The organism is Paraburkholderia sprentiae WSM5005 (assembly GCF_001865575.2).
Taxonomy (GTDB): domain Bacteria; phylum Pseudomonadota; class Gammaproteobacteria; order Burkholderiales; family Burkholderiaceae; genus Paraburkholderia; species Paraburkholderia sprentiae.
Genome location: NZ_CP017562.2, coordinates 773,704 through 800,644, shown reverse-complemented (window position 1 = coordinate 800,644; position 26,941 = coordinate 773,704). Strand labels below are relative to the sequence as shown.

At 64.5% G+C, this 26,941-nt stretch carries 23 protein-coding genes and 2 pseudogenes; 3 read left to right on the top strand and 22 right to left on the bottom strand.

The features are described from left to right. Window positions 1-20 precede the first annotated feature (20 nt). Window positions 21-143, bottom strand: a pseudogene (locus BJG93_RS20385) (IS6 family transposase); the annotation flags it as partial. Window positions 144-306: 163 nt separating this feature from the next. Between BJG93_RS20385 and BJG93_RS20380 the strand changes: the two are divergent. Next, window positions 307-960, top strand: a complete 654-nt coding sequence (locus tag BJG93_RS20380) for a TetR/AcrR family transcriptional regulator (RefSeq protein WP_034478260.1) — start codon at window positions 307-309, stop codon at window positions 958-960. A 1,004-nt stretch (window positions 961-1,964) separates the two neighbouring features. On the opposite strand, the gene BJG93_RS20375 is transcribed toward BJG93_RS20380, so the two are convergent. From BJG93_RS20375 to BJG93_RS20330, 10 genes and pseudogenes are all read right to left on the bottom strand, one after another. After that, complete coding sequence (locus BJG93_RS20375; RefSeq protein WP_027196082.1) at window positions 1,965-2,546, bottom strand: hypothetical protein; 582 nt, start codon at window positions 2,544-2,546, stop codon at window positions 1,965-1,967. 225 nt (window positions 2,547-2,771) lie between these two features. Continuing rightward, window positions 2,772-3,398: a PqiC family protein gene (locus BJG93_RS20370; RefSeq protein ID WP_034478257.1), complete on the bottom strand. Its 627-nt coding sequence runs from the start codon at window positions 3,396-3,398 to the stop codon at window positions 2,772-2,774. Then, window positions 3,395-5,056, bottom strand: coding sequence for a PqiB family protein (locus tag BJG93_RS20365; protein ID WP_027196080.1), 1,662 nt, complete (start codon window positions 5,054-5,056; stop codon window positions 3,395-3,397). Before BJG93_RS20365 ends, BJG93_RS20370 begins: the two co-directional genes overlap by 4 nt. Then, window positions 5,053-5,697, bottom strand: coding sequence for a paraquat-inducible protein A (locus BJG93_RS20360; protein ID WP_322786943.1), 645 nt, complete (start codon window positions 5,695-5,697; stop codon window positions 5,053-5,055). The genes BJG93_RS20365 and BJG93_RS20360 overlap by 4 nt, the downstream gene beginning before the upstream one ends. Continuing rightward, on the bottom strand, window positions 5,673-6,239 hold the full coding sequence (locus BJG93_RS20355) for a paraquat-inducible protein A (RefSeq protein WP_231337574.1): 567 nt from the start codon (window positions 6,237-6,239) through the stop codon (window positions 5,673-5,675). Before BJG93_RS20355 ends, BJG93_RS20360 begins: the two co-directional genes overlap by 25 nt. A gap of 58 nt (window positions 6,240-6,297) precedes the next feature. Next, on the bottom strand, window positions 6,298-6,873 hold the full coding sequence (locus BJG93_RS20350; RefSeq protein WP_231337573.1) for a LysR substrate-binding domain-containing protein: 576 nt from the start codon (window positions 6,871-6,873) through the stop codon (window positions 6,298-6,300). Continuing rightward, a pseudogene (locus tag BJG93_RS20345) lies at window positions 6,779-7,092 on the bottom strand (MinD/ParA family ATP-binding protein); the annotation flags it as partial. The gene BJG93_RS20350 and the pseudogene BJG93_RS20345, both read right to left, overlap by 95 nt. A gap of 297 nt (window positions 7,093-7,389) precedes the next feature. Next, window positions 7,390-10,464: an efflux RND transporter permease subunit gene (locus BJG93_RS20340; RefSeq protein ID WP_027196077.1), complete on the bottom strand. Its 3,075-nt coding sequence runs from the start codon at window positions 10,462-10,464 to the stop codon at window positions 7,390-7,392. 12 nt (window positions 10,465-10,476) lie between these two features. Beyond that, on the bottom strand, window positions 10,477-11,670 hold the full coding sequence (locus tag BJG93_RS20335; RefSeq protein WP_231337572.1) for an efflux RND transporter periplasmic adaptor subunit: 1,194 nt from the start codon (window positions 11,668-11,670) through the stop codon (window positions 10,477-10,479). Window positions 11,671-11,673: 3 nt separating this feature from the next. Beyond that, window positions 11,674-13,056 (bottom strand): efflux transporter outer membrane subunit, encoded by a 1,383-nt coding sequence (locus BJG93_RS20330; protein WP_231337571.1) that lies wholly within the window; start codon window positions 13,054-13,056, stop codon window positions 11,674-11,676. 252 nt (window positions 13,057-13,308) lie between these two features. On the opposite strand from BJG93_RS20330, the gene BJG93_RS20325 reads away from it, so the two are divergent. Beyond that, window positions 13,309-13,959 (top strand): TetR/AcrR family transcriptional regulator, encoded by a 651-nt coding sequence (locus BJG93_RS20325; RefSeq protein ID WP_051374302.1) that lies wholly within the window; start codon window positions 13,309-13,311, stop codon window positions 13,957-13,959. A gap of 237 nt (window positions 13,960-14,196) precedes the next feature. Here BJG93_RS20325 and BJG93_RS36100 read toward each other — a convergent pair whose 3' ends face one another. Beyond that, window positions 14,197-14,319 (bottom strand): hypothetical protein, encoded by a 123-nt coding sequence (locus BJG93_RS36100; protein WP_269217470.1) that lies wholly within the window; start codon window positions 14,317-14,319, stop codon window positions 14,197-14,199. Window positions 14,320-14,466: 147 nt separating this feature from the next. On the opposite strand from BJG93_RS36100, the gene BJG93_RS20320 reads away from it, so the two are divergent. Further along, a complete protein-coding gene (locus tag BJG93_RS20320; RefSeq protein WP_051374301.1) occupies window positions 14,467-15,447 on the top strand; it encodes a GlxA family transcriptional regulator in 981 nt (326 codons plus the stop codon). Between the two features lie 87 nt (window positions 15,448-15,534). Here BJG93_RS20320 and BJG93_RS20315 read toward each other — a convergent pair whose 3' ends face one another. The 10 genes from BJG93_RS20315 to BJG93_RS20270 all read right to left on the bottom strand — a co-directional run bounded on the left by BJG93_RS20315 (window position 15,535) and on the right by BJG93_RS20270 (window position 26,820). Continuing rightward, window positions 15,535-16,737 carry an NAD(P)/FAD-dependent oxidoreductase gene (locus BJG93_RS20315; protein ID WP_034478253.1) on the bottom strand — a complete coding sequence of 401 codons (1,203 nt, stop codon included), beginning with the start codon at window positions 16,735-16,737 and terminating at the stop codon, window positions 15,535-15,537. A gap of 55 nt (window positions 16,738-16,792) precedes the next feature. Continuing rightward, a complete protein-coding gene (locus BJG93_RS20310) occupies window positions 16,793-18,445 on the bottom strand; it encodes an FAD/NAD(P)-dependent oxidoreductase (RefSeq protein WP_071336632.1) in 1,653 nt (550 codons plus the stop codon). 37 nt (window positions 18,446-18,482) lie between these two features. Further along, window positions 18,483-19,868 (bottom strand): MmgE/PrpD family protein, encoded by a 1,386-nt coding sequence (locus BJG93_RS20305; protein WP_082194583.1) that lies wholly within the window; start codon window positions 19,866-19,868, stop codon window positions 18,483-18,485. Window positions 19,869-19,885: 17 nt separating this feature from the next. Next, complete coding sequence (locus BJG93_RS20300; protein ID WP_051374299.1) at window positions 19,886-20,983, bottom strand: hybrid-cluster NAD(P)-dependent oxidoreductase; 1,098 nt, start codon at window positions 20,981-20,983, stop codon at window positions 19,886-19,888. Beyond that, window positions 20,976-22,229, bottom strand: a complete 1,254-nt coding sequence (locus tag BJG93_RS20295) for an aromatic ring-hydroxylating oxygenase subunit alpha (protein WP_034478252.1) — start codon at window positions 22,227-22,229, stop codon at window positions 20,976-20,978. The genes BJG93_RS20300 and BJG93_RS20295 overlap by 8 nt, the downstream gene beginning before the upstream one ends. Before the next feature lie 84 nt (window positions 22,230-22,313). Beyond that, window positions 22,314-23,159 (bottom strand): nitrilase-related carbon-nitrogen hydrolase, encoded by an 846-nt coding sequence (locus BJG93_RS20290; protein ID WP_027196073.1) that lies wholly within the window; start codon window positions 23,157-23,159, stop codon window positions 22,314-22,316. 12 nt (window positions 23,160-23,171) lie between these two features. Beyond that, entirely contained in the window at window positions 23,172-24,011 is an 840-nt protein-coding gene (locus BJG93_RS20285; RefSeq protein ID WP_051374341.1) for a glycine betaine ABC transporter substrate-binding protein, read from the bottom strand. A 108-nt stretch (window positions 24,012-24,119) separates the two neighbouring features. Continuing rightward, on the bottom strand, window positions 24,120-24,854 hold the full coding sequence (locus BJG93_RS20280) for an ABC transporter permease (RefSeq protein WP_051374298.1): 735 nt from the start codon (window positions 24,852-24,854) through the stop codon (window positions 24,120-24,122). Then, complete coding sequence (locus BJG93_RS20275; RefSeq protein WP_063828906.1) at window positions 24,851-26,080, bottom strand: ATP-binding cassette domain-containing protein; 1,230 nt, start codon at window positions 26,078-26,080, stop codon at window positions 24,851-24,853. The genes BJG93_RS20280 and BJG93_RS20275 overlap by 4 nt, the downstream gene beginning before the upstream one ends. Then, the gene (locus tag BJG93_RS20270; protein WP_082194550.1) at window positions 26,077-26,820 is read right to left on the bottom strand and encodes an ABC transporter permease; all 744 of its coding nucleotides are present in this window, start codon (window positions 26,818-26,820) and stop codon (window positions 26,077-26,079) included. The genes BJG93_RS20275 and BJG93_RS20270 overlap by 4 nt, the downstream gene beginning before the upstream one ends. Between the last annotated feature and the right edge of the window lie 121 nt (window positions 26,821-26,941).

Genomic DNA, 26,941 nt, shown 5'->3' with positions numbered 1-26,941 from the left:
TCGTGGGGGCCGGCCCAGGCATAGCGAAGACTAACGCAAGCTTGCGGAAAGGGGGCGCACCACCGAACACAGGTCAGGGACACCTCCAGCGGACAGTGCAACCGTTTGAGCAAATGAGTCACAGCCGGATCCAGTGTCTTCATTCATTTTCCAAACGTTCCAAGCGATCCAACGTAGCAGGACGCCCTGTTGGGACAAGACCTCTTTTTGGTAGTCTTTGACGTGCGCATGTATTTCTATACCGACAAGTACAGCAACTTATATAATATACTGTAAAGTACATTAATTGCAAAAAGGAATTTTTAAGTGCAAAAAATTTCGTCAGAGAGACGCCCCGGTCGGCCGAAAGATGCCGCCAAGCACACGTCCATTGTGCAAGCAGCAACCAGGCTGTTCGTCGTCCAGCGCTACGACACCGTGACCATGGAGGCCGTCGCCGCAGAGGCCGGGGTGTCAAAGATGACGGTCTATAGCCATTTTTCGGACAAGGAAGCGTTATTCGAGGCAGTCGTGCATGACGTTTCGGACCAGATGCTCCAGGGACTGCCGCCCGCGGGTTCAGAAAATTTACCCTTACGGGAACGGCTGTCTGCAATCGGCGCCGCATTCCTGAAGATCATCGTCAATGTCTATGTTGCTGGCATGGCGCACACGCTGCCGACCGTGTTGCGCGACGACCTGCCGCTAAGGACACGCTTTTACGATGCAGGGCCGGGGCGGACTGTGGCGGTACTGGCCGGCATCATCAGCGAGGCCGCGGCGCGCAACGAACTGATCGTCGACTCGCCGGAACTCGCGGCCCAAGACCTGCTGAGCCTGTGGGCAGGTGATCTGCAAACGCGCATGGCATTCGGAGTTGTGAAGCCGGCAACCGATAGGGAAATCAAGAAGCGGGCACGCCGCGGCACGGACGTATTTTTACGAGCTTTCGCGAAAACGGGAAAGCGCGAGCCGTCATGATGGCTCGCTCGCCGCGTCCATGGCGCGCACGTTCGGCGGCGGATACCTCGCAGGCTCATTGATTGTGTACATCGGTCGTCCGTTCCATGGGCCGGCGCACTTGGTTCAACCAGGAACCGTTATGTCTCGCCCAGTCCGTACTGTCATTGTCGGCGGTGGAATCGCCGGAATCCTGCTCGCGACAAGGCAGGCAGCCATTACGCGCATTCGGACGAAGCGCGTGACGCAGATGGACAGCAGCCAAACCGATGTCTGGAAACCGGTGCTCATACGACCGCGGTAGGCATGCGTGATGTGTAGCAGCAGGTCGGTTATCTCGCTCACGCGAGCGCACACCGGTTTGCATGGTAGCTAGGCCGCACTTGTCGACTGCATCGTACATGCAAAGAAGTGCTGCTTGACAAGATCAGAACGCCCGAGGGTCAACTCATGCTCGAAGCCAGGACGGTCCCCTTCGACGTGCTGTTGCTGTCGGTGGGCAGTCAGGTCAAGGATTCCGGCGTTCCCGGCGTCAGGCAACACTGCCACTTCATCGGCAGCCGGAAATAGGCCGAAGCTTTCAACGTCGCCTTGCGCGACCCGATGCTTCGCGCCGGCGCGAAGGATGAACGACTCCGGGCCGCGATTGTCGGGGCAGGCGCTACCGGTGTCGAGCTCTCCGCTGAGTTAAGCCGCGTACTCGATATTGCCGAGGGCTACGGTGGCCCTAGCTTGCGCATCCGACTGAGCTTGACGCTCCTTGAACGCGGACCGCGTCCTTGCGTACAGCCCAAAATCAGACTGAGCTGACCACGCTTCCAGCTATGCGTTGCTCCCGATATCGCGGAGTACTCAACCCATCCGACTGCGAATTGGGCACGGACGAGTTCGAGTGGATGGTAAACGACTACCTGGAGGAACTGGAGCGAGCCATGCTCGTGTCGGGATGGTATGGCCCACCCAGCGAAGATCGCCAGTCCGGTCAGCACTGAACCGAATGACGACCCGGTTAGGAGCGGCCAGGGTCAGGGCCTGTCGATGAAAAAATGGCCAAGGGGCGTTGGCGATTGCGTTCGTATAGCCGAAGTCATGAGCAGGGCCGCAAGTATCCTAGGGAATGGCTGAAGGGAGCGCGCCACTGGATCGGCCATGACCGTCAGGCGCCACGAGGGTCGGTCACTGCACAGCAGCGCCCAGCCCAGTCCCGCGATCATTGCGCAGGTCAGGGCAAGCGTAATCAGTTCGCTGGCGAAATCCTGCAGGTTGGCGTTGAGTGGCTCCTGATGAATCGGGGCAAGATAGATGAGCCGGACTGCGCATGCAGCGCACGCCACGCTGGTGAGCGTGGTCGACAGCGCGATCGCGCTGCGTTGCAAACGGCCCTCGGGAAGGCGGTGCAGGCAGAACCATACCAGTTCCCGTTCGAGCAGATGGGCGCCTGCTGCCCATGTTCCGAGCGCGAGCAGCAGCGTTATCACGATCGTGAGTCGCTCGCCCGGTTGCCACGCCGACTGCAGTTGACCGGTAATCAGTGAATTGAATACCTTGAGCCGTTCAAGGTCTGTCGGTTCGGTCTGTAACAGCGGTGCCCAGAACCGAGCGCCCACAATGCTTCCGCAGCTCCGCCAGAACTGTCAAAGTCTCGGTGTCATCCTGAGGCGATCCCAGAGACCCAATTGGAATGGCCTCTGACGCAGCGGCTCCCCCCCCCCCCGCTGTCGAGATGATCAGGCTGGATAATGCCAGCAGGGCGAGACGAAAGACGAAGCCCGATAGTTTTCGCATGGTGGTCGAACCGGCAAAGGCAGGCGATTGTGTATGGGTCTGATGACTCAGGCCTGTGGCGTGCAGCCATGCTGTCGCGACTGCGCCCAGCCTCGCGCATCCTCCGCGATGCGGCCGGCCAGGCTCGCAATGGCGAGTTGCTGCGCGCGCACCAGGTCCGCGTAACCACCCGGCGCCGCCTCCTGCAGCTGCGTATGGCAGGTCAGGCGGGCACCGTTGGGGTCTTGCGCGAAACCGAGGCTCCAGTCAGCCTCGAGCTGCACGGCGTGCCCCGGCCACGCGTCGAGGCGCCGGATCTGCAGCCTGATGCCCACCACCGGTTGATTGATCGGCCGGGCGAGACCGGCCACATCCTGGGTGCCCAGGCGGCGCACCAGTTGGGCGGATAGCGCAGCGCGCAGTTCATCGCCCAGCGGTGCGACCCAGCGCTCGCCGTCGAGCACCGCAACGCCGCTGTCGCCCTGCCGTACGACCATCGCCTGCTGGTCGAGCTCGGCGGGAACACCCACTGGCAGCACGTCGATCGCGAACGGCGCGGCTGGCTGGGCCGAAGCGGGCTGTGCTGCCGGGGAAACCAGCGTGTGGTAGTGCACCGGAGTGGACGCGCAGGCGCTCAGGGCCAGCGCGACGGTGAGCGTGACTGCGCGCAGGCTGGCGTGGGCTGAAAAACTCATTGTTTTGGCTCCTGTGAAACAGAGGGGCTGGCCACGCTTACCGGGGCCACGGCTGACTGATCCGCTGTACGGCCGCGCAGCAGCGCTTCCGGATGGCGGCCGAGCAGATCAGTGAGCGTGCGCAGCGAGCGGGCAGTGCGCTGGACTTCCTGCAGCGTCTGGCCCAGGTTTTCTTGGAGTGGCCCGTCTTCGGCCAGCATGCCCTGCGCGGCGCCGAAGGTCTGGCGAGCCTGCTGCAGGGTGTGCGTGGTCGCCGGCAGCACCTGGCCGTTGATCTGCTTCAGGGTGCTGTCCAGGTCCGCCAGACCCGTATCGAGATGGCGTGCGATCGAGTCGAGCGGCATTTTGTCGATCTTGCCCACGATGCTCGCCACCTGCTCCTGCAACTGGTCGAAGCCGCCGCTCACGGTCGGCAGCGTAAGCGGTCGCGCATCGGCGTCGTATGAGACCTTCGGGGCGTTCGGTACGAAGTCGAGCGAAATATAGAGCTGTCCGGTCAGCAGATTGCCGGAGCGCGCCTGTCCGCGCAGACCGTGCGCGACCATGGTGGACAGCAAATGCGCTGCCTTTTCAATATCGCCATTTATTCTGGGCAGCTTGTCGAGCGCCGGTCCGAGCCGCTGCGGATAGACCTCGATGCCGACGATCATGGGAAAACGCTGCGTGGCCGGGTCGTAATCGAGTTTCATGGAAACCACGCGTCCGAAGTTGATGCCCGAAAACACCACGGGGGCACCCATAGACAGGCCGCGCAGCGACTGTGCGAAGCGCAACTCGATGTACTGGGCCGGACCGTCTGGCGGCGCCATCGCCGTCTCTTCGTCTTTCGCCAGAATGAACTGGCTGCCGCCTGGGCCGGCGGCGGTGCTACCGACGGGCGTGGCGAAAGCAATTCCGCCGCCAACGATCGCGGCCACGGATTGCGTCTTGAGCTTGAAACCGTCGGCGCCCAGCGAGAGGTCGACCCCGCTCGCATTCCAGAAGTGGGTATCCGCCGTGACAAACCGGTGATACGGTGAATCGATGAAAATCTGTACGCTGACGCCGTGGCCATCGGCGTCGAGCCGATACGACGCGACACGGCCGACCTGAATGCGCCGGTAGTAAACGGGCGAGCCGATGTCGAGCGAACCGAGGTCGTCCGCATGAATCGTGAAACTCGCTCCCGGCGTCCCGCTGATGACGGCGGGAGGCGTCTCCAGCCCCGTGAACGCTGTGCGCGCGACCTCCGAAGCGCCGGTGTCCACGCCGATATAGGCGCCGGACAGCAGTGTGTCCATACCCGAGACACCGGTCATGCCCAAACGAGGCCGGACGACCCAGAAGCGGCTGTCCGCGCGCGCCAGGCTCCGCGCGCTGCTGGCAAGCGAAACCGAGGCGACCACGTGTGAGCCATCGTCGCTGAGTGTGACTGTAGATACGGTTCCGACCGTCACGTCCTTGTATTTGATAGGGGTCTTGCCGGCCTCCAGCCCCGCAGCGGTCCTGAACGAGATGGCGATTTCAGGGCCCGCCGAGAGCCACGCGTGGATCACCATCGACAGCCCGATCAGCGCGGCGACGAGCGGCACGAGCCAGACGGGCGATACCCGCCAGCGGCTATGGGTGACGACAGGATCGAGAGGTTCGGGTAGCGGGTTGTTTGATACAGGATTCATGTTTCCTCAGCGTCCCAGACGAGTCGGGGGTCGAAATTGATGGCGCAGAGCATGGTGAGAATCACCACAAGGCCGAAGAAAACAATGCCAATGCGCGGTTCGCTGCCGGACAGCGCCTGGAAGCGGACTAACGCGCAGACGATTGCCACCACCATCACGTCGAGCATCGACCAGTAGCCGACCGCTTCGACGAGCCGGTACAAACGGGCACGCTCGCTCATTGCCCAGCGACTGCGCCGCTGGGTGGTCGCGAGCAGCATGCTGAGGATCAGGAACTTGGCGCACGGCACGACCACGCTTGCAATAAAGATCACCGACGCAATACCCCAGGACCCTGCTTTCCAGAACTCCACGACGCCGTCGAGAATCGTGCTGTCGCTGCGGTGTCCCAGAAGGCTCGTGTGCATGACCGGCAGCACATTGGCGGGGATGTAGAAAATCAGGGAAGCGATCAGGAACGCCCACGACCGTGCGATGCTGTCCGGGCGCCGCCGATGCAGGGCTCGTCCGCAGCGCGGGCATTGGGCGTCTCCGCTCAGGCGCGGAATATGTGCGCAAACCAGTCCGCATCCATGGCACGCAATCAGGCCGAGCTGTCCCGCGCGAGGAGGTGGCTTCATGCTGTCTCCGCGTCGGTCCATTCCCACAGCAAGTGGACATCGCGATTGGCGATGATGGTGATTAGCACCATGAGCGTTGCCGTGGCCCAGATGCCGGGACCGGCTGCCACCTGCACGAAGCTGGAAAGTTTGATGACGGCTACGAGCATGCCAAGTACGCCGACCTCGACGATGCTCCAAGGGCGCAGCAGCGCAAGCAGCCTGATGCTCCACGCGAAACCCGGCGCCCGGCGTGCGGCGCGGGCAAACGCCAGCACCCAGCCGAGCAGCGCGATCTGCAGAAGCGGCACCACGACGATCATCATCGCAGTGGCGAGCGCAATCGGTGCAACCGCGCCGTGCGCCAGAGCCGCCGCGGACTGCCAGAGCGTCGTCTCGCTGTGCAGGCCCTGCAGCGAGATCCGGATCACCGGGCAGACGTTGGCGATCACGAAGACGATGGCTGCGGCGACGGTTAGCGCGAGCCACCGATCGACATCGAGCTGGCTTGCGCGATACAGGACGGCCGAACATTGCCCGCAACGCGCCACCTCGCGCGTGGCCAGCGCGCGGCGGCGGTACACGCTGTCGCAATGCTCGCAGACGACGAGAGTAGGGAAAGTTTGCATGAGCATCTGGCAATCAGGACGGCCTGTCACTGCCGGCGGCCACCGTCTTCGGCCGCTGCTGTGCGTGGCCCACCTGAGCCGCGCGCGCGTCGAAGTACGACGTCGCGTAGTCGATGAACGCCCGGACCTTCGCCGTCATCAGGCTCCGTTCCCGATATGCGAGCCTCAGCTCAGCCTGCGCGCTCACGACCTCGAAGTCGGGCAGCAGCTGGACGAGGCGCCCATCGTCCAGCTCCTTGCCGACCATCGTCAGCGGCAACGCGCCGAGACCGGCACCGCTCATCACCAGTTCCTTGTTCAACGCGGCGTTGTTGGTCGAAACGTCGTGTTCCAGTGGCACGGCAAACTGTTCGCCACCGCGCTGGAATCGCAGTTGTGGTTCGCTGATCGAGGCGAGTATTGTGACGAAGCGGAATGCGGCGAGATCGTTGGGCCTTTGCGGTAGCTGGCGCCCCTGCAGGTAAGGCGCCCCTTGGGCGCGCAGCCCCGGCCGGCTACCGTGACGACATCGCTGGCCGCATCGGCCAGTACAGCATTTCGGCGGCGACGCGCCGGTAATCGCGCGCCGCCGGCGTCGACGGAAACGCATCCGCCACGCAGCGCCCGAGTTCGAGCGACCGCGCCATCCGCGGATCGGCGGCGACGCAGCCCGCGTCCGTCGCCATACCGTCAGATAGCGGCCCGCGACGCCCGCCAGGTTCTCGAATGCGACCTGCGCGTCGACACGGCTCTGCACATAGTTCACAAGCACGCGGAACTGCGCGATCGCGTGCGCGTAGTGCAGCCGCTTCATGCACAGGTAGGCGTCGTGCGGCACGAACGGGGAGCCGTCGCACGGAATGCAGACCGCGCTCTTGATCAGGAATTTCATAAGTGGTCGCAATCCAATGCTCACGACGGAAACGTCGAACGCCGAGTCCGCTTGCCGTCCATGCCCCGGCCATCTCGGGCCAGAATGCCTCGCCCTGCCGCGTATCGCCCGGCGCGGCATGAGCGAGAAACACACCCTTGTGTGGGTGGACGGTGAGCGCTCCGCGCCGGATGCCTTCGCATCGGGCGGTAGGCATCTCATAAGCGGCCGCTTCACGCCGAGGTCGAGCAGAGGCTAGACCATCTCCGCCGTCTGCGCCCTTGACTCGGTCGTCTCCTGCGCATGTCGAGCAGCGAACGTGAGATAAACCGCTGGCAACACGAACAGCGTGAACAACGTACCTATCGCCAACCCGCTGCCGATCACCAGCCCCATGTTGAAGCGCGACGCCGCACCCGCACCTGAGGACAGGATCAATGGCACGACGCCGAGCACCATCGCCGCGGTAGTCATCAGGATCGGCCGCAAGCGGATCCCCGCCGCATGGACGATGGCTTCGAGTTTCGACATGCCCTCGTGCTGCGCCGCATTCGCGACTTCCACAATCAGAATGCCGTGCTTGCTGATCAGCCCCATCAGTGTCACCAGCCCGACTTCCGTGTAGATATTCAGCGATGCCCCTCCCAGCCCAAGGCTGATGAACACGAGCGCACCCGCTACCGACATCGGGATCGAAACAAGGATCACCAACGGGTCGCGGAAGCTCTCGAACAGCGCCGCGAGACTCAGGTAGATGATGATCAGCGCCAGAACGAAGGTGCCCACAAAACCGCTCGATTCCTGCACCAGTTGACGCAAAGGGCCGGCATAGTCGATCGACACGTCCGCCGGCAGCGTACGCGCCGCAAGCGCCTGCAGCGACCTGAGCGCGGCGTCCTGCGAAACGCCGAGCGCGGGCACGCCGGAGATCGTCGCCGAGTTCACTTGCTGGAAATGATTGATGGTTTCAGGCACGGTTTCGGTCCGCACATGGGCGATCGACGATAACGGCACGGGCACGTTATTCACAGTCGCGATCTGGTAGTTCATGACCTGGTCGAGCGTCAGGCGCGAGCGCTGCTGCACTTGGGCAATGACCTGGTACGAACGCGAATCGAGACTGAAGTAATTCGTATAACCGCCCCCCAACAGACCGCCCAGCGCCGTGCCGACCTGCTGCATCGTCAAGCCGAGTTGTGAGGCCTTGTTGCGGTCGATATCGAACACTTTCTGCGGCTGATCGACCTTGAGGTCGCTATCGATAAATAGGAACATCCCACTGGCGGCTGCGTCCGAGAGGAATTTCTGAGCCTCTACATTCAGCCGATCCAGCGGCTGCGTCGACTTGAGCACGAACTGGATCGGCAGGCCTTGCGAACCGGGCAGCGGAGGGGGCTGAAACACGGCGATCTTCTGACCTGCCACCTTGTTGAACTGGTTCTGCAGATCGCGCTGGATATCCGTCGCAGTCCGATGACGCTGATCCCACGGCTTGAACGTCACACCGGCAATCGACTGCGACGGGCTCTCGACCTGGAACGTCTGCGCGGCCTCGGGGACCTTGGCCATGATGTCGGCGACCTGACGGCCGAACGCCTCCTTTTGCTGCAGCGTCGCGTCCGGCGCGGAAGTCGGCTGCAGAATGACGACCCCTTGATCCTCTTGCGGTGCGAGTTCGCTGTCGGCACTGGTGTAGAGGAAATAGATGCTGGAAATTACCAGCCCGGTAAACAATAGCGTCACCGGGACGGTCCGCAAACTGTTGCGCAGCAGCCGTTCATAGCCACGCCGCAGTGAACCGAAAACATGATCGATCGTCTCGACAATGCGCGTGACAAAACGGCCGCCCTGATCGTGCGGCTTCAAGAACTGGCCGCACATCATAGGCGACAGCGTCAGAGAAATGACCGCGGACATGGTCACCGCGCCAACCAGCGTGAACGCGAACTCGGTGAATAATGCGCCGGTCAGTCCACCCTGAAAACCGATCGGCACATAGACGGCGATCAGGACGATGGTCATCGCGATGATAGGGCTGGCGAGGTCGCGCGCGGCCTTGATCGCGGCATCGCGTGGCCGCATGCCCTTTTCGAGATGAAGGCTCACGCTCTCGACCACAATGATCGCGTCATCGACCACCAGCCCGATCGCCAGTACTAGCGCGAGCAAGGTCAGCAGGTTGATCGAAAACCCTAGCGCGAGCATCACGCCGAAGGTGCCCACCAGTGACAACGGAATCGCGATGACCGGAATCAGCACGGAGCGCGGCGCGCCGAGGAAGGCAAACACCACCAGCGTGACGATCACCACCGTCTCGATCAACGAGTTCTTGACCTCATGAATGGAACTGTCAACGAATACCGTGGAGTCGTAGATGACCGAGCCGTGCAACCCCGCCGGCAGTGCCTTCTGAATGTCGGGCAACACAGCCTTCACGCCCTTGATCACATCGAGCAGGCTCGCCCCCGGCACCGTCTGGATCCCCACGTACACGCCCTTCTGGCCGTTATACGACACGCCGGATTCATAGTCTTCCGAGCCGAGCGTGACGTTGGCCACATCCTTCAGCCTGATGATGCCGCCATTGACCTGCTTGATCACGAGATCGCGGAACTGCTGCGCCGAATGCAGATCCGTCGATGCGGTGAGGTTGAACTGCACCATCTGCCCTTTGGTGGTTCCCAGTCCTGCGATCACGTTGTTCGAGGCAAGCGCGTTGGTGACATCGGTCGCGGTAAGGCCGTACTCCGCGAGCTTCTGCGGATCGAGCCACGCGCGCAGCGCAAAATACTGCGGTCCGAGCAGTTCGGCCGTCTGCACGCCTTGCACTGCCTGCAGACGCGGCTGCACGTTGCGCACGAGGTAGTCGGTGATCTGGTTGGGCGTGAGTTCATCGCTCGAAAAGCCGATAATCAACGCGTCCAGCGACTGTCCGATCGCGACCGTGATGGCCGGTTGCTGCACGCCGCTCGGCAACTGGTTGAGCACCGAGTTGATCTTGGCGTTGATCTCGGTGACCGCTTTGTCAGGGTCGAAGTTGAGCACGAGGTTCGCGGTGATCGTGCTGGTGCCGGCGATGCTCTTCGACGACAAGTAATCGATCCCGTTCGCCTGCGCGATGGCGTTTTCCAGCGGCGTGGTGACAAAACCCTCCACGGTCCGCGGATCGGCACCGTAGTACGTCGTGGTCACGGTCACCACGGCGTTTTCGGTTTTCGGGTACTCGAGAACGGACAGCGAGGTGAACGCCTTGTAGCCGAGCACGAGGATCATCAGGCTGACCACGCACGCGAGTACAGGCCGGCGGATAAAGATGTCGGTAAATTTCATGAGCCGTCCTGTTCAGTGATCTTGTGGGACGGGCGCGGCGTCGTTGGGCAGCTTCACGCTGTTATCGATCTGGACCAATGCGTCGTTGTGCAGCTTCAGTTGCCCCGCCGTCACCACCACGTCGCCGGCCTTCAGTCCCTTCAGGATGCTGACCTGATCGCCGCGCGTCCCGCCAGTCGTCACGAACTGCTGGCGGACACTTGCCTGCGGCCTGCCCTGCGCGTCCTTGCGCTCGTGGACCACGTAGACGAGGCTGCCATATGGGTTGTACGTCACCGCCGTCTGCGGAATCGTCACGAGCGATTGCTCCGCGCCGCTCGCCACGCTGGCGGTGGCGAACATGCCGGGCAGCAGCGCGCCGTCGGGGTTCGCAAACGACGCGCGTATCTGCAGCATGCGGCTCGAGGTGTCGACCTTCGAATTCATCGACGTCACCGTGCCGGTGAACGTCTTGCCGGGATACGCATCAACGCTCACCGATGCGGTCTGTCCGACGCTGATCTGCCCACGCACCTGCTGCGGCAGATAGAAGTCGAGCAACATCGGGTCGAGTGCCTGCAACGTGACAACCGTCGTGCCGGCCGCCAGGTATTGACCCACATCGACCTGACGCACGCCCAGACGTCCCGAAAACGGCGCGCGGACGACCTTCTCGTTCATCAGCGCCTGTTGCGCCGCGACTTGCGCGCGCGCCGCCTTCAGGTTGCCGACATCTGTATCCACGGTCGACTGCGCCACGCCCTGCGCCGCAAGTTGCTGCAGGTCGCGCTTGTAGGTGATCTCGTCCAGACTGGCAGTGGCCTGCAGTTGCGCGAGCTTGGCGGGATCGTCGTTCGGACGCAGGCGGAGCAGCACGGTCCCTTGCTTGACGTCGCGGCCGGACTCGAAGTCGATTTCATCGACCACGCCGCTCGTTTCCAGCGAAAGATCCGCACCCGTCGACGCCCGCAGCGATCCGACGCCCGTGAGCGTCGGCTGCCACGGCTGCAAGACAGCGGATGTGGTCGACACGGTCGCCTGTTGCGACTGGATGCCGGCCGTGACCTGCTTCAGGATGTGCCCCTTGAACAGGTGGAAACCAATCAGCGCGGCGGCAAGCAGTCCCACCACCAGAAGCATCAGAAACAGGCGAAGCACGGTTCTTGGCGGCCGCTGCCATTCAGGCGGGGTATTGGCGGTATCCGCAAGCGAGGTAACAGGGGTCATGATTTAGAATGCTCCGCAACATTGCGCAACTTTGGGATCGACATCGCTTCGATGCCACCAGCCACCGCCCAGCGCCTGGAAGAGCGCGACCGTATCGGTGTAGCGAGTGGCTTGAGAGGAAATCAGGTTGAGGCGCGCGCTCTGATCGGATTGCTCGGCGCTCAGCACATTGAGGTAAGTCCCGCCGCCCGCGTGGTATTGCGCCTGAGCGACCCTGAGGCTCGCAGCAGCCGTTTTCTGCGTCTCGAGGTTCGCAGCAAGCGTTTCGGCATCCCGATGAATGGCGACGAGCGCATTGGCCACGTCCTGAAACGCCGAGTTGACCGTGCTGCTGTACTGGGCGGCGGCGACATCGACCGCAGCATCGGCGGCGCGCTTCTTCGCCTTGAGTGTGCCGCCCTCGAAGACCGGCTGGGTGAGGCTACCCGCGAGGCTCCACACAATGCCTGCGGGGTTGAAAAGGTTTGAGTAGCTGCTGCCTTCGCGTCCATAACTGCCGGTCAGCGAAATCTGCGGCAACATGTTTGCCACCGCGATGCCGACGTTCGCCGTCGCCGAATGCAGCAAGGCGCCGTACGCCTGGATGTCGGGGCGCTGCGCAACCAGACTCGACGGCAGCGACACCGGCAGTTCCTCCGGCAGCACGAGGCTGGCGAGATCCAGCGTAGACCCGGTGTAGTCGGTCGGCAGGCCGCCCAGGTACACCGCGAGTTGATTGCGCTGCTGCTCGAGCTGCTTCTGCAAACCGGGCAGCGTGGCGATCTGCGCATCCAGCAGCGATTGCTGCTGCAGCACGTCCACCTGGCTTACGCCGCCGGCCTCGAAGCGGTGGCGCGTAACGTCGAGCGCGGCAGCATACGCACGGATGATCTCGTGTGTCGTGTCAATCTGCGCCTGCAACGAAGCCTCGTTGATGGCCGCATTGACGACGTTCGCGATCAGCGTCAGTTCGGTCGCCTCCAGTTCGTAGCGCTGATACTCAGCCTGGGCGTTCAGTTGCTCGACTTGCCGACGAACGCCGCCGAATGCATCGAGCGTGTACGACACGCTGAGCGATCCGCTTATGAGGCTGTATGTCTGCGGCACCGGGCTCACCAGCATGGTGCGCTCGCGCTCGGCCGATGTGCTCGCGCTGATTTGCGGGAAAAAACTGCCCTGCTCCGCACGCGTGTTCTCGCGCGCCTCGCGCAACGTCGCCTGAGCGGCGGCAAGCGTGGGATTGGCCTTGAGCGCGCGCTCGACCAGCGCGTTGATCTGCGGCGAATGGAACAGCGCCCACCAGTCACCCTGAATGTCGCGCCCCTCGGCGAGGGTCTGCGCGGTGCCCGCGGTCGTGTCGGCGGAAACAGTGCGCGCGGGAACTGGCTTCTCCGTAAACCTCGACACATTGGGCGCTGGCGGAGCGACATAATTCGGTCCGACCGTGCAACCCGCGAGCATAGTTTCGACGGCCAGAAGTGCGGCCAATGACAGAGACGCAAGCGGAGCGGCTCGCCCCTGCGCTATCGATAAGCGGCCGTTGTGCTTCGCATGAATGTTTTTGCTAGTCTTTGACGTGCGCATGTGTTTCTATACCCATTAGTACAGCAACCGATATGCTAGACTATAAAGTACAGAAATTGCAAGGAGGAATTATTAGTGCGGAAAAGTTCGCCAGAGAGCCGCGTCGGTCGGCCGAAAGATGCCGCCAAGCACACGTCCATTGTGGAAGCGGCAACGAGGCTGTTCTCCGGGCAGCGCTACGACACCGTGACCATGGAGGCCGTCGCCGCAGAGGCGGGGGTGTCAAAGATGACGGTCTATAGCCATTTCTCGGACAAGGAAGCGTTATTCGAGGCCGTCGTGAGTGACGTTTCGGAGCGGATGCTCCTGGCACTGCCGCCCGCGAGTTCCGAAGATTTACCCTTACGGGAACGGCTGTCTGCAATCGGCGCCGCATTCCTGAAGATCATCGTCGATGTCCATGTTGCTGGCATGGCGCACGCGCTGCCGACCGGGCGCCAAGACCTGCCGCTAAGAACACGCTTTTACAATGCAGGGCCGGGACGGACTGTGGCGGTACTGGCCGGTATCATCAGCGAGGCCGCGGCGCGCAATGAACTGATCGTCGACTCGCCGGAGCTGGCGGCACACGACCTGGTGAGCCTGTGGGCAGGTGATCTGCACGCGCGCATCCTGTTCGGAGTTGTGCAGCGGGCAACCGATAGGGAAATTAAGGAGCGGACACGCCGGGGCACGGACATATTTTTACGAGCTTTCGGGAAAGCGGGAAAGCGCGAGCCGTCATGATGTCTCAAGGGTGTACGCGTGAGCTGGATCACGACGCACTGCGCCGGAACTGAAAACCTAAGCGACGCCGCTCGATCAGGTGCGGCAGTAGTGCCGCAGGTCGATCATCGTGTGGGCGAGTGTCTTGAACGCATAGTGAAGAGGCTGAGGCGCTCGAAGCGCAATAGCAGACGACCTGCAACCAGTAGTAAGCGAAAGCGATGGATAGCAGAAGCATCGGTGCACCCGCGATGAATGTCAGCCCGTGCCTTCCAGGCCCCTCATGACCTCGGACTCGTCGATCTGCTTGAGATCGACGAGCATGTCGCTCAGTTTCTGCACGCCGTCGACAAACGGGGCCGGCTTGCCGCCGTTGCCCACGAACAGCGTCTTCTACTGCGCGTGCGAATACCACTGCGTCTGCTCGTTTCCATACGTTTTTTTAACGGCCATAATAGCGGTCACATGCTTTGCTCAGGGCGCCTTCGCGGATGCGAAGGTTCGAATCATTCAACCGACGCCGCGCGTTTGCTCAATACCGTTTCTTCGTCCGCCGCCGCGCCTTGCCAGTTCGTGTTCCTGCTGGCCGATGGCTTGTCGATGATGAGCCTCTCGTCGGCGATCGAGCCGTTGCGCTCGGCCAACCGCCTTGCGGGCGAAACGTTGTACGCCTGGACGCTCGCGAGCCTGGATGGCGACCCGGTGGTTTCGTCGAACGGAATCGCGCTCACTGCGCGCAAATTCGATACCGTGCTGGCCGAGGCGGATTACGTGTTCGTCTGCGGCGGCCTGCGTCTTGCGCCCGCGCTCGAACCGGTATTCGTCGCTGCCTTGCGACGCGCGGCACGCACGAATTCGGTCATCGGCTCGCTTTCGACCGGCACCTATCTGCTTGCGCTAGCGGGCCTGCTCGATGGCTATCAGTGCACGATTCACTGGGAGAATCTGCCGGCTTTCACCGAGGCGTTTCCGGATCTGCTATGCAGCAGTAAGCTCTACGAAATCGACCGTGACCGCATGACATGCTCGGGCGGCATCGCGTCGATGGATCTGATGCTGCATCTGATCAAGACGCAGCACGGCAGCGATCTCGCGGTGCGCGTGGCGAACCAGTTCCATCACGAGCGCATTCGTGACACGGCCGACAGCCAGCGCGGCTGGCGCGACCAGAATCACGCGAGCCTGCCGCGCGGCATCCGCCGGGCCATCGAGATGATGCGCGCGCATGTCGAGACGCCCCTGCAGATCAACGATATCGGCTCGGCCATCGGCATGACGTCGCGGCAGATGGAGCGGCTATTCCTGCGCCATCTGAACGCGACGCCCGCGCGCTATTACGTGCAGTTGCGGCTGGAGCGCGCGCGAGAGCTGCTCACGTATTCGAGCGTGCCGGTCGCGGATGTCGCGGTGGCAACAGGCTTCGCGTCGCCTTCGCATCTGGCGCGCTGGGTGCGTCGCGCCTACGGGATCAGCCCAACGGAGATGAGGGCGGCACAGCCGCGGTCGTGATCGGCCCGACGCCCGCTGTCAGCGCATCCTTTACGCGCATCGGCCGCCGCTAACTTTCTTGCAGGCACTCGCATGCGCAAGATGCATCTAGGCCGCCTCCAGCACCGGCGCCGGCGCGCGCAGCGGCAATGGTAGCCAGCCCTGGAGCTCGCGCCAGTCCGGCTCGAGCTGCGCGAAGCGGCCAAGCGTGAGCGACGACAGATCCGCGAAGCCGCAGCGCCCGTCCACCACCAGATCGCGGATCGCGTGGCCGCTCGCTGGCGACAGGCCGAAGCCCACGCTCGACAGCGTCGCGACCGTCACGTTGCCGTGCGCATCCGGACGATCGATCACGGGCCGTCCGTCCGGCGTGTTCTCGATGTACCCAGCCCAGCTGCGGATGACTTTCGCATGCGCGGCCTTCGGCAGCAGCGCGGCCAGCCGCGCGGCGATGCTGCATTGAAGCGGTGTCGAATGCGGACGCACTTTCAGCACATCGTCCAGCCCAATCCATTCGTGCGGACCGCCGCCATAGGCGAGATTGCCGCGCAGCGTCTGCCGCCCGTACAGGCCATTGCCGTCCACGCCGCCGATCGCCATTGGCGCAAGCGGCTCGGTGACGATCATCTCAGCGCGCGCGGCAGCGAGCGGCACATCGATCCCTAGCTGAGCCGCGAGCACACCGGTATGCGGCCCGGCCGCGATCACGAGATGATCGCAGGCGAAATCGCCATCGGGCGTCTTCACCGCGCTAACGCGTCCGCCTTGCCGGACGAAGTCCGTCACCGGCGTGTGCTGGAGGATGCGCCCCCCGCGATCCTCCAGCGCCCAGGCATATGCCTGCAACGTGCGATGCGGGTTCGCGTGCCCGCCGAAGTGATAGAAGTAGCCCGCATACACGTTGTCGCCGGCGAGCGGCACGAGCTCGCGCACCTGTTTTGCATCGAGCACGTCGGAGCGCAGGCCATGATGCTCGCCGTTTTCCAACGCGCGCCGGTACAACGTGAGTTGGTTCTCATCGAGCGCGATGCGAACGCGTTGCGCGCGAAACTCGGTCGGATAGCCGAGCAGTTCGTCCATCATCGGCCAGAGGCGCTGCTCTTCGAGAAAGAGCGGGCTGTGATGATGCGAGCATCCGCCGCCGTTGCGGCCCGAGGCACCCCAGCCGATCAATCCCGCTTCGAGCACCAGCACGTCGATGCCCTCGCGCGCGAGCCACCAGCCCGCCGACAACCCCGTCACGCCGCCGCCAACGATGACGACCGAAGCGCCCTTGGGTGTGCCGTTGTCCTTGTGAGTGTCTGCGTTCATGCGAGTCCGTCCGGAAGATTCGTGTTGAGTGAGACCGTCGGTGCCTGCGTCATTCTCATTCGCTCGCGACCGGCTCGCCCTGCTGGCGCGTGCTTGCGCGATGGAAAGGATCAACGCGCCAGAACGGCACCCATTGCGACGCCATGCCGAACCAGCTGTCCCAGTGCGCGCCGGTCGCGGGAGCTTCGGCAACCGCGGCAAGCTGCCCGAGCGCGAGCGGACGAACCGGTGCGCGGAAGGTCGCGAGCGGAATCTGCGGCAGCGCGCAACCGTAGCCGATCGCGAGCAGCGCGGCGACCTGTTCGCGGCATCGGCGGCCTTGGCACGGGCCCATGCAGGCGCGCGTGAGGCGCTTCACCGCATCGGGATTCGGCGGTCCGCTGCGTGCGAGTCCGGCGACGCCGCGGGTGTCGTGCCGCGCACCGGCGGGCTGCCAGTTGAGATAGCGCGGCGGTCGGACGTCGAGGATCTCGCGCGCGGTGACTTCCTCGCACTGGCACACGAACGGCTCGCCCGCCGCCCCGACGACGCTCGCGCGCACCCAGTCGACGCGAGATCGGGCGATGTCGTGCGCGGGCGCTTCAGGTTGCCTCGCGGGCGGCGCATCGGCGCGGGATGGCGCTTCCTTGAAAGTCGACAGTGCCGTGAGCGCCGCGCGACGGCCCTCGTCACGCGCGATCGCTTCATCGCGGCTCTTCGCCGCCCAGACGCCTGCGCAGTCGCCCGCCGCGTATGCAAACGGCAACGAGGTGCGCTGCATCGCGTCGACGCGGGCGACGTGGCCGCCGCGCGCGGCATCGAAGGCGGTCGCGCAGCCTGCCGCTTCGAGCAGTTCGATCGAGGGCAGCGCGGCGATGCCGAGCAACACGGTGTCGCAACCGAACGTCGTCGGCGCGCCATCGGGGGTCGCCGCCGCGATCGACGTTACCGTGATCGACCTCACCCCATAAGCGTCGCCATGCGCATGCCGCACGACATGGCGCGTGAGCAACCGCGCGCCGCTCGCTTCGAGCCGCGCTGCGAGCGCCGCATCGCCGACGATTTGCCCGGCCTGTTCGATCACCGCGACGATCCGCACGCCGCGCGACATCAGGTCGACGGCCACGTTCAATGCATCCGTGTCGCTGCCGACGAGCACCGCGCGCCGCGCATCGAGTGTGCCGTACAGCATGGCGAGCCGCCATGCGGCGCTCGCGCCCATCACGCCGGGCCGCTGCCAGCCGTCGAATGCCAGCCCCATGTCGCGCCGTCCCGCCGCGACGATCACTTGGCGAAACTGCAGCAGCCATGTGTGTTCAGCGTCCGCGAGACCGGCCACATGCGTGTCGATCCACGCGCTCGCCGGACCGTGCGGAAACAGTCCCCACACTGCCGTACCGAGCTTCACGTCGATGCCCGCTTCAAGCGCATCGCCCAGTTCGGGACGGGCTTCGAGCATCGTTTCGAGCATCGCGTTCGCGTTGCCCGCCGCCGCGCCCATGCGGCTGCCGAAGTGCAGCGGCACGTCCTCGGCCATGGTTTCGATCGGCACCGGGTTCTCATCGACGAGCGTGACCCGGATGGCGCGTCCGGCCGCTTCGAGCGCTGCCGCGATGCCGGCCGGCCCCGCGCCCACGATCAAGAGATCGGTCGATTCGCCGATGGGCGGCGCCTTGCCCGCCACGGACGCGGGATCGTAGAACGGAGTTGAGAGAGCGTCGGTATCCACTGGCATCACTCGCTGTTTGGTTGGCTGATCGGAATGTTCATGCTTGCGACGCGACGGGCCGCGTATACGGCAAGGCTGGGTCCTCGACGACGGGCGGCGCGTTCAGCACGAGCTCGCACAAGGCGCTGGCGCTTGCGTACGGCTCCGCGAGCGCATCAACGGCGTTTTCGACTTCCCGCGCGAACCTTGCACCGAAGCGCGCGCCCGTCAGTTCGCGGAATTTTTCGCGCTCGGCGTCGGGCGTCATCGGGCGCGCATGGTCGCCGCTCGCCTGCATCGCGCCGGAGTCGAAGCGGCGGCCATCGCGCAGTTCGACCGTCACGCGCGCCCAGCGCTCGGCCGGAAATGCGGCGCTGAACCCGGCGTGTTCTTTCGCGATGAGGCGCGGCATCAGCGCACGCACGGCGGGATCGGCAAGGCCCGCATCGCCTATGGTGCCGGCATCGACACGGCCATGCAGCAGCGCAGCCGCGACTGGAAACAGCACGCCGTACTGCGCTTCCTCCGTTGTGCGGGGCAGCGCGGACCACAGGCGCGTTGCCTCGTGGAACGTCTCGACTTCGACGCGTTCGATGACCCGCGCATCGAAGCCGTTCCGCGCGCGCACCGCCAGTACGGCAGCGATCGCCGGATGGGCCCAGCGGCACACCGGATACGGCTTCACATAGTGCTCGAGAATCAGCCAGCGTTCGCCGAGATCGGCCCAGCAGGCAGGCGCGTCGCGCTCGGCGGTCGTCGCGGGTGCGCCGGTGTAGCCGCGCGAGGCGAGCAGCGCGGCGCTGATGCCCGCGAGTGCGCCCCAGCCCGAGCCGTCCTTGAGCATGGTCGGATGATCGATGCAGCGCATCATGTCCGAACGCGGGCCATGATATTCCGCGATACCGAGCGCGTGGCGCGTCGCCGACACGTCGAAACGCAGCGCGCGGCTCGCAATGGCGGCAGCGGCGAGCGCATTCCACGCGCCCGAAGTGTGATATTCGCGGCTCGTCGCATGCAGCGCGATGCCCGCGCGCGTGCCGATTTCATAGCCCAGCACCGTCTGCACGATGAATTCGCGCCCGCTCATGCCGGGCGCGCGCTCCGTCATCGCGAGCAGGGCCGGCAATACGGTGACGCCCGCATGCCCCTTGGTGAGTGCGTGGCCGTCATGGCCGTCGAAGCTGTCGATGGTCGTCGCGCCCGCGAAGGCCGCGCCCGCCGCGCTGACGATGCGTCCGTCGAGCAGCATGCGCGCCGGGGTCCGGCCCGCCGCGAAGCAATCGAGCGCGTGCTCGCGCGCGATCGCTGACAGACGCGTACACGTACCCGCCGCCGCGATGCCGAGCAGGTCGAGAATGCGGCGCTGCGCATCGCGCACGACGGCATCGGGAAGCATGTCGAAGCAGAGCGCGTGCGTGAAGCAGCTGGCGTCGTCGTGCAACATCGGGGCCGTATGCATCGTCAGAAGGCGATTTCGACATGGGTCAAGGGACGGCTCGAACACGCGAGAATCCAGCCTTGCGCTTCTTCGGCCGGAGAGAGACCGCCCGCGTGCTGCATCGCGACTTCGCCCGAGACGTGGCGCACTTTACATGTGCCGCACAGGCCGCTCGCGCAGCCGCATGGAATCACGATCTGCTGACGCGCCGCCGCGACGAGCAGTGTTTCGCCCGTGCGCACGTCGAAGCGCCGGCCGGCCAGCGTGGCATGAAGAACGGCATCGCGTTGCTCCCCCGTTCGAGGGGCGCCGGCCGCTGCGGCTTCGCGTTCCATCGTCTCGATCACGGGACCGAAATGCTCGATATGAAACGCCGCGCGCCGCGCCCCCTCGGCCGCGTGAATCTGCCTCACACCCTGCATGAAACCGGCAGGGCCGCAGCAATAGACGATGCGTCGTCCGAAGTCCGGCACCATCACCCAGAGCGCGCCGCGCGAGATGCGTCCTCGCAGGCCGAACCAGCCGGGCGTGGGCGCGCTCAGCCACACGCTCACTTTCAGGTTCGGCATGCGCGCCTGAAGCGCCGCGAGTTCATCGGCGAAAAGAATGTCCTGCACGCCGCGCGCGCAGTGCAGCCACGCGATGTCCGCTTCCGGCGCGCGACGCGCGAGCGTGCGCAACATCGACATCAGCGGAGATGCACCCGAGCCCGCCGAAACGAGCGCGTGCGGCGCTTCGTCCGAGGCATCGAGCGTGAAACGCCCGAGCGGATAGCGTGCGTCGATGCGCATGCCCGGCGCGAAGGTTTCATGCAGCCAGCGCGTGACCACGCCGTCGGACTGCGCCTTGATCGTCAGCTCGAGCCCATCGGGTTCGAGCGGCGTCGAGGCGATCGAGAAGGTGCGGTCGAAGCGCACACCTTCGATAAATAGCGTCAGCAGCATCGCCTGGCCCGGCGCGAAGCGGCGCGCGCCGTCCGGATGCGGATCGCGCAGGCGGAAGGTCTTGACGCCCGGCGCTTCGTCGCGCACGCCGATGCATTCGAGCATGCGTGCTTCCGGCTCGTCGTATGCGATGCCGGTATCGCTCGTCGCCTCGGAAGACATCAGCACGTCAGCCATTCGACACCTTCAGCGCGATTGAACGATGCGGATGCGTGCCGTCCAGATACGACGTGAGCTTGTTCGCATACCAATTGCTGAAGTTGCGCAGCATGAACTCGGGCGGCGCATACGGTCCCGGCGTGTACGCGATCGAGCCGACGCCAAGCTGATTGTTCGCCGCGAGCCGCGCGTCCTGCATATTGGTCGCGTTCCATACGGAGGTCAGCGTATCGACGTCGTAGTCGACGCCTTCGATGGCGTCCTCGTGCACGAGCCAAGTCGTGCGCAATACCGTGCGCGACGCCGACAGCGGCAGGATGCGGAAGTGGATGATGTGATCGGCGAGAAAGTGATGCCAGCTGTTCGGCACCCGGAACATGCGCACCGAGCCCAGATCCGGATCGGTCAGTTCGCCGAGCAGCTTGCCGCACGCGGGCGAGCCATCCGGCGTGAAGGACACCGCGCCGCGATGAAACGGTAGCCGGATGCAGCGGAACTCATCGCCGCCATCGGCGGGCAGATGCGGCAAGGCGTAGCGGTCCCACTTTGCGGCCTGGCTGGCCATCAGCAGATGGAAATCGCGCGAGCCGGCGGGATCGTCGGGCAGCGCAGACTCGACCAGCGTCGCGAGCAGTTCCGGATGATTGCCCGTGCAGTGATAGCACTCGCGGTTGTTCTCGATGACCAGCTTCCAGTTGGCATCCTCGATCATCATTGCGCTTGCGGCGATCTTGGTGCGCCACGGCTGATGCGGCGCGATGTAGGGTGTCACCGTGTCGCGGAAGAGCGTGATGTCGGGTGGCGTCTCGGCGAGGCAGATGTAGGCCATGCCGCACACGATCGCGACATGCACGGCGCGCAGCCTGTAGTCGTTGCGCTCGAATCCGGCGGGCATCTGGCGCGCGTGCAGCAGCGCGCCGTCGAGGTCGTAAACCCACTGATGGTATGGACACGTCAGCCGGTGCGCGTGGCCTTTCTCTTCCAGACAGATGCGCGAGCCGCGATGCCGGCATGTATTGAAGAACGCACGGATCTCGCCGTCCGCATCGCGCAGCACGATCACCGAGGTCGCGCCGATTTCGAGCGTCAGGTAATCGCCCGGCTCGCGTAGTTCGCAACTGTTGCAGGCGAACAACCACTCGTCGTTGAATACCGCGTCGATGTCGAGTTGATGAAAGGCTTCATCGGTATAAAAAGGCTGCGGCAGCGAGAAGTTCTCCTGGCGCTGTTCAAGGGCGGCGCGCACGCGCGTCGGGTCGATCATCGTCACACTCCCATGCGAACGATCAGTTGAATCGATTGTCTGTCACGGATATGGCCGATGCGGGCAGACACACGACCGATGCAATCACGAAACCGACACGATGTCGCTTTTGAGCGCGGGGACCCCGCGGGCATCGCGCACGGTCGGCAGGTCGAAGCGCGCGGCGCGCACGGCGTCGTAGTCGAGCGTCGCGACCACCAGTTCCTCGCGCGCCGATTCGCTTTGCGCGAGCGTTTCGCCGCGCGGCCCGACGATGCGCGAGCCGCCCCAGAAACGCAGCGCGCCTTCATGGCCGACGCGGTTGGCGAACGCGATAGGCAGGCCGTAGACGAGCGCGTGTGCGCGCAGTACCGCGTCCCAGCCGCGCGGATTGTCGAACGCATCGCCGACGGCTTCGACCGCCGAGCTCACGGGTGCGGCGCACAGCGTCGCGCCATCGCAGGCGAGCCGGTGCATCAGCGCCGGGTTCCACAGGTCCGCGCAGATGGGCGTCGCGATCTGCCAGCGCGGATCGTCCGGCAGCGTGAACTGGTCCAGCCGTTCGCCGTGTCCGTAGTACTTGCCGTCATCGAGCCGGCCATAGGTCGCGAGCGCGATCTTGCGATGCACGTGCATCACGCGCCCCGCATACAGCGTCGCGACGCTGTTGTAGAACTGCGCGCCCGGCGCTTCCTCGACGAAACCCACTACGGCCACGACCGACGAGCATCCTTGCGCGAGTTCGCGCAGCGCGGCGGCGTCGCGCGGCAGGCCGAGCCGCAATGCATCGGTGCCCGCGCTGTGACCGGCGAGCGACAACTCGGGAAAGACGACCAGTTGCACTCCGCGCTCGCCGGCTTCATCGATGAACCGGCGATGCACTATCAGGTTCGCGGCGAGATCGCCCGGGACGGTCTCGGTTTGCGCGGCGGCGACGAGAATGGGCTTCATCGAACGCGTGCGTCAGATCAGTCCGGCGGACTTGAGGAATTCACCCGACACATCGCTGAGCGACTTCTTCTGCACATCGACTTCGGCGTTGAGGCGCGCCATCGTCGCATCGTCGAGCTTGGCCGAGAGTGAGTTGAGGATGCCGGCGAGATTCGGATTGGCGTCGAGCGTCGCCTTGCGCACGACCGGCGTGAGCGCGTAGGCGGGGAAAAAGCTCTTGTCGTCGTGCAGCACGATGAAGTTGAACGCGGGCACGCGGCCATCTGTTGTGAAGACGAGCGCGGCGTCCACCTGACGGTCTTTCAGCGCCTGATAGGTGAGGCCCGAATCCATCCGCTTGATCTGCGATGGATCGAAGCTGAAGCCGTACTCCTTCTCCAGCGGACGCAGGCCGTCTGGCCGCGCGTAGAACTCGGAGTTGCACGCGAAGGTCAGCTCCTTGCCGCTGTTGAGCAGCTTGGCGAGGTCGCTCATCGTCGTGACGCCGAGCTTCTGCGCGACGTCACGATTCATTGCTATGCCGTATGTGTCGTTCGCCTTCGACGGGTCAAGCCACACGAGGCCCTTCTGGGCATCGAGTTGCTTGACGCGCGCGTAGGTTTGCTGCGGATCGAGCTTGTCGGTGACCTTGTTGTACGTGATGAGCGACGTGCCGGTGTACTCCCAGTACACGTCCACCTGACCGTTTTCCTGCGCCTGACGCAGCACCGTGCTGCCCATGCCGTCCTTCTTCACAACCGTGAAGCCCTTCGCCTGGAGCAGTTGCGTGGTCATCTCCGCCAGCAGTACCTGCTCAGTGAAGTTCTTCCCACCGACCGTGACGGTCGGCGCCGCGTGCGCGGCCTGACTCATGCTCAGCGCGCCCACAGCAAGCGTGAACAAAGATGCGCCGAGTAGGCGTGACCATAGCTTACGTGACAGCAATAGCTTAAACATGAGGTTTATTTTCCAGGTGAGATATCAACGTTGAGGACTGATTCCGCGCGGCACGAGCCAGTACTGCATCTGTGCGACGAGCAGGTCTGTTGCAACCGCGAGCAGGGCGGTCGGGATGGCGCCGGCAAGCAACATCGTAAAATCGTTGAGGTCGATGCCGGTGAAGATGAGTTCGCCGAGGCCGCCGCCGCCGACGAGAAACGCGAGCGGCGCGGTGCCGACGGTGATCGCGAGCGCGGTGCGCACGCCCGCAAGAATGACGAACATCGCATTGGGCAGTTCCACCTTGAAGAGAATCTGCCACGGCGTCATGCCCATGCCGTTCGCCGCTTCGATCAACGCGGGCGGCACGGCGCGGATGCCCTCGTACGTGTTCATCGCGATGGGCAGCAGCGTGGCGAGCCATAGCGCCAGAATCGCGGGCCTTGCGCCGATGCCGAGCGCGCTCATCGCCAATGCGAGGATCGCGAGCTTGGGCACGGCCTGGCCCGCGTTGAGGGTGAACATCACGAACTGCGCGGCGCGGCCGTTGTCCGGGCGACTCAGCCAGATGCCCGCTGGCACCGCGACGACGATTGCCGCGACGCCCGCGATCAGCACCATCAGCATTTGTTGGCCGGCCTGATGGACGATGTCGGCGCGGTACTGGCCGATCGACGCGAGCCAGTCGTCGGCGTGCGCAGATGTGCTGACAATCGCGATCAATACGCTGAGCGCTCTCCGAGCGATGACGCTTCGACCGTGCGGCAGCGCGTTCATCGCGCGCCTCGGAACACGAGTTCGGGATGCTTTCCATTTTCCCGCGATCCGTCGCCCGCATTCACCGCGTTGCCGGCGAGCGACGCAACGCCGCCCTCCGGCAACGCCTCGCCGGATGCGCACGCCGCGCGCGCCAGCTGCGCGATGCGGTCGTGCGTCACGTAGCCGATGAAGCGTCCATCCGCATCGACGCCCGGAAGCCACGACGCGCCGTGCGCGAGCAGCATCGACATGACCGTGCGCAGGTCGTCGCCCGCACGCACGCTGCCCGGCAGCGCGCGCAGACTCGCCGCTTCGAGCGTCGCTCCGCCGGCGTCGAGTTCAGCCGCGCCGACGTGGCCCGCCGGCCTTCCGTGGGCATCGAGCACGACGAGCGCCTCGGCCACGTGATCGCGCAGCAGCGCCCGCGCGTCGGCGCTCGGATAGCCGAGCCGCGCGACGCGCGCCGATTCCAGCGCCGCATCGGTCGCGCGCATCAAACGCAGACGCTTGAGCGCCCGGTCCGTGCCGATGAAATCGGCGACGAACGCGCTCGCCGGACGCGCGAGCAATTCGTCCGGACTCGCCAGCTGTTCGAGCTTGCCGTTGCGGAAGATGGCGACCTTGTCGCCCATCTTCATTGCTTCATCGATGTCGTGGCTCACGAACATCACGGTCTTCCTCAGGCTTTTCTGGATGTGGCGGAACTCGTCCTGAATCGAGGTGCGGTTGATCGGATCGATCGCGCCGAACGGCTCGTCCATCAGCATCACCGGCGGATCGGCGGCGAGCGCGCGCGCCACGCCCACGCGCTGCTGCTGCCCGCCCGAGAGGTCGCGCGGATAGCAGCGCATGTAGGTGGCCGGATCGAGCGTCACCATCTCCAGCAGGTTTTCGGTGCGCTCGCGGATGCGCGCCTTGTCCCAGCCGAGCATCTTCGGCACGACGGCGATGTTTTCGGCCACCGTCATGTTCGGGAACAGACCGACCTGCTGAATGGCATAGCCGATGCGCCGCCGCAGCTCGACGATGTCGAAGCCCGCCGTATCCGCGCCACCGATCAGGATCCGGCCCGAGGTCGGCTGCACCAGCCGGTTGATCATCTTGAGCGTCGTCGTCTTGCCGCAGCCGGACGGCCCGAGCAGCACGCACAGTTCGCCTTCGCCGACCGTCATCGACACGTCGTCGACGACCGGCTGCTCACCGCGCTTTTCGAAGCGCTTCGTCAGATGTCGAAGATCGATCATCGTCCCTCCGCCGTGGATGTTGCCGTGGATGTGATGGGTGCCGGGAGCGGCGCTTGAATGGCCGTGCGCCGCCGGAGGAAGCGCGTCCGGCGCGGCCGCATCCCTTCCGGCGTGAGGCGCCATTGCAGAGCGGAGAGGCCCAGGTCCGCGAGGATCGCGAGAAGCGCGACGATCACCGCGCCCGCGATGAGCTGGCGCGGATCGGATTGAGAGATGCCGCGGCTTATCAGCCGCCCGAGCCCTCCCGCGCCGATATACGTCGCGATCGCTGCGATGCCGATGTTCATCACGACCGCCATGCGCACGCCCGCCATGATGATCGGCACGGCGATCGGCATCTCCACGCGATAGAGCCGCTGCCACGCAGTCATGCCCATGCCGTTGGCGGCTTCGCGCAGCGCAGGGTCGAGATTGCGGATCGCCACATAGGTGTTGCGCACGATCGGCAACTGCGAATAGACAAACAGCGCGATGGCGGCAGGCAGGAAGCCGATGCCCTGGCCGATCAGCGAGAGCACCGGAATCAGCATGCCGAAGAGCGCGATGGACGGAATCGTCATCAGCATCGCGGCGGTGTAAAGCACGACTTTCGCGAGCCGGTCGTTGAGCGTGATGACGATGCCGAGCGCGACGCCGGTCACGATTGCGCAGCCGACGCCGGTCAGCACGATCAGCACGTGATCGACCAGCATCGAAGCGATCGATGCCGCGTTACTCCAGATGAAAACCAGTGTGTCCACTGCGGCCTCCCGTGCACCCGATGCCAGTGACAAATGAATGTAACGGTCCAAAATAGACGGAACCGGCACAAAGTCGACATCTACTGTCATTAATGCGACAGGGCTCGCGATGTCTGCGGCA

Coding starts and splice junctions, on each gene's coding strand:
- BJG93_RS20370 (WP_034478257.1), bottom strand. CDS start 3,398: ATGAGTTTTTCAGCCCACGCCAGCCTGCGCGCAGTCACGCTCACCGTC.
- BJG93_RS20365 (WP_027196080.1), bottom strand. CDS start 5,056: ATGAATCCTGTATCAAACAACCCGCTACCCGAACCTCTCGATCCTGTC.
- BJG93_RS20360 (WP_322786943.1), bottom strand. CDS start 5,697: ATGGACCGACGCGGAGACAGCATGAAGCCACCTCCTCGCGCGGGACAG.
- BJG93_RS20350 (WP_231337573.1), bottom strand. CDS start 6,873: ATGCGTTTCCGTCGACGCCGGCGGCGCGCGATTACCGGCGCGTCGCCG.
- BJG93_RS20340 (WP_027196077.1), bottom strand. CDS start 10,464: ATGAAATTTACCGACATCTTTATCCGCCGGCCTGTACTCGCGTGCGTG.
- BJG93_RS20335 (WP_231337572.1), bottom strand. CDS start 11,670: ATGACCCCTGTTACCTCGCTTGCGGATACCGCCAATACCCCGCCTGAA.
- BJG93_RS20315 (WP_034478253.1), bottom strand. CDS start 16,737: ATGAACGCAGACACTCACAAGGACAACGGCACACCCAAGGGCGCTTCG.
- BJG93_RS20305 (WP_082194583.1), bottom strand. CDS start 19,868: ATGTTGCACGACGACGCCAGCTGCTTCACGCACGCGCTCTGCTTCGAC.
- BJG93_RS20300 (WP_051374299.1), bottom strand. CDS start 20,983: ATGGCTGACGTGCTGATGTCTTCCGAGGCGACGAGCGATACCGGCATC.
- BJG93_RS20295 (WP_034478252.1), bottom strand. CDS start 22,229: ATGATCGACCCGACGCGCGTGCGCGCCGCCCTTGAACAGCGCCAGGAG.
- BJG93_RS20290 (WP_027196073.1), bottom strand. CDS start 23,159: ATGAAGCCCATTCTCGTCGCCGCCGCGCAAACCGAGACCGTCCCGGGC.
- BJG93_RS20285 (WP_051374341.1), bottom strand. CDS start 24,011: ATGAGTCAGGCCGCGCACGCGGCGCCGACCGTCACGGTCGGTGGGAAG.
- BJG93_RS20280 (WP_051374298.1), bottom strand. CDS start 24,854: ATGAACGCGCTGCCGCACGGTCGAAGCGTCATCGCTCGGAGAGCGCTC.
- BJG93_RS20275 (WP_063828906.1), bottom strand. CDS start 26,080: ATGATCGATCTTCGACATCTGACGAAGCGCTTCGAAAAGCGCGGTGAG.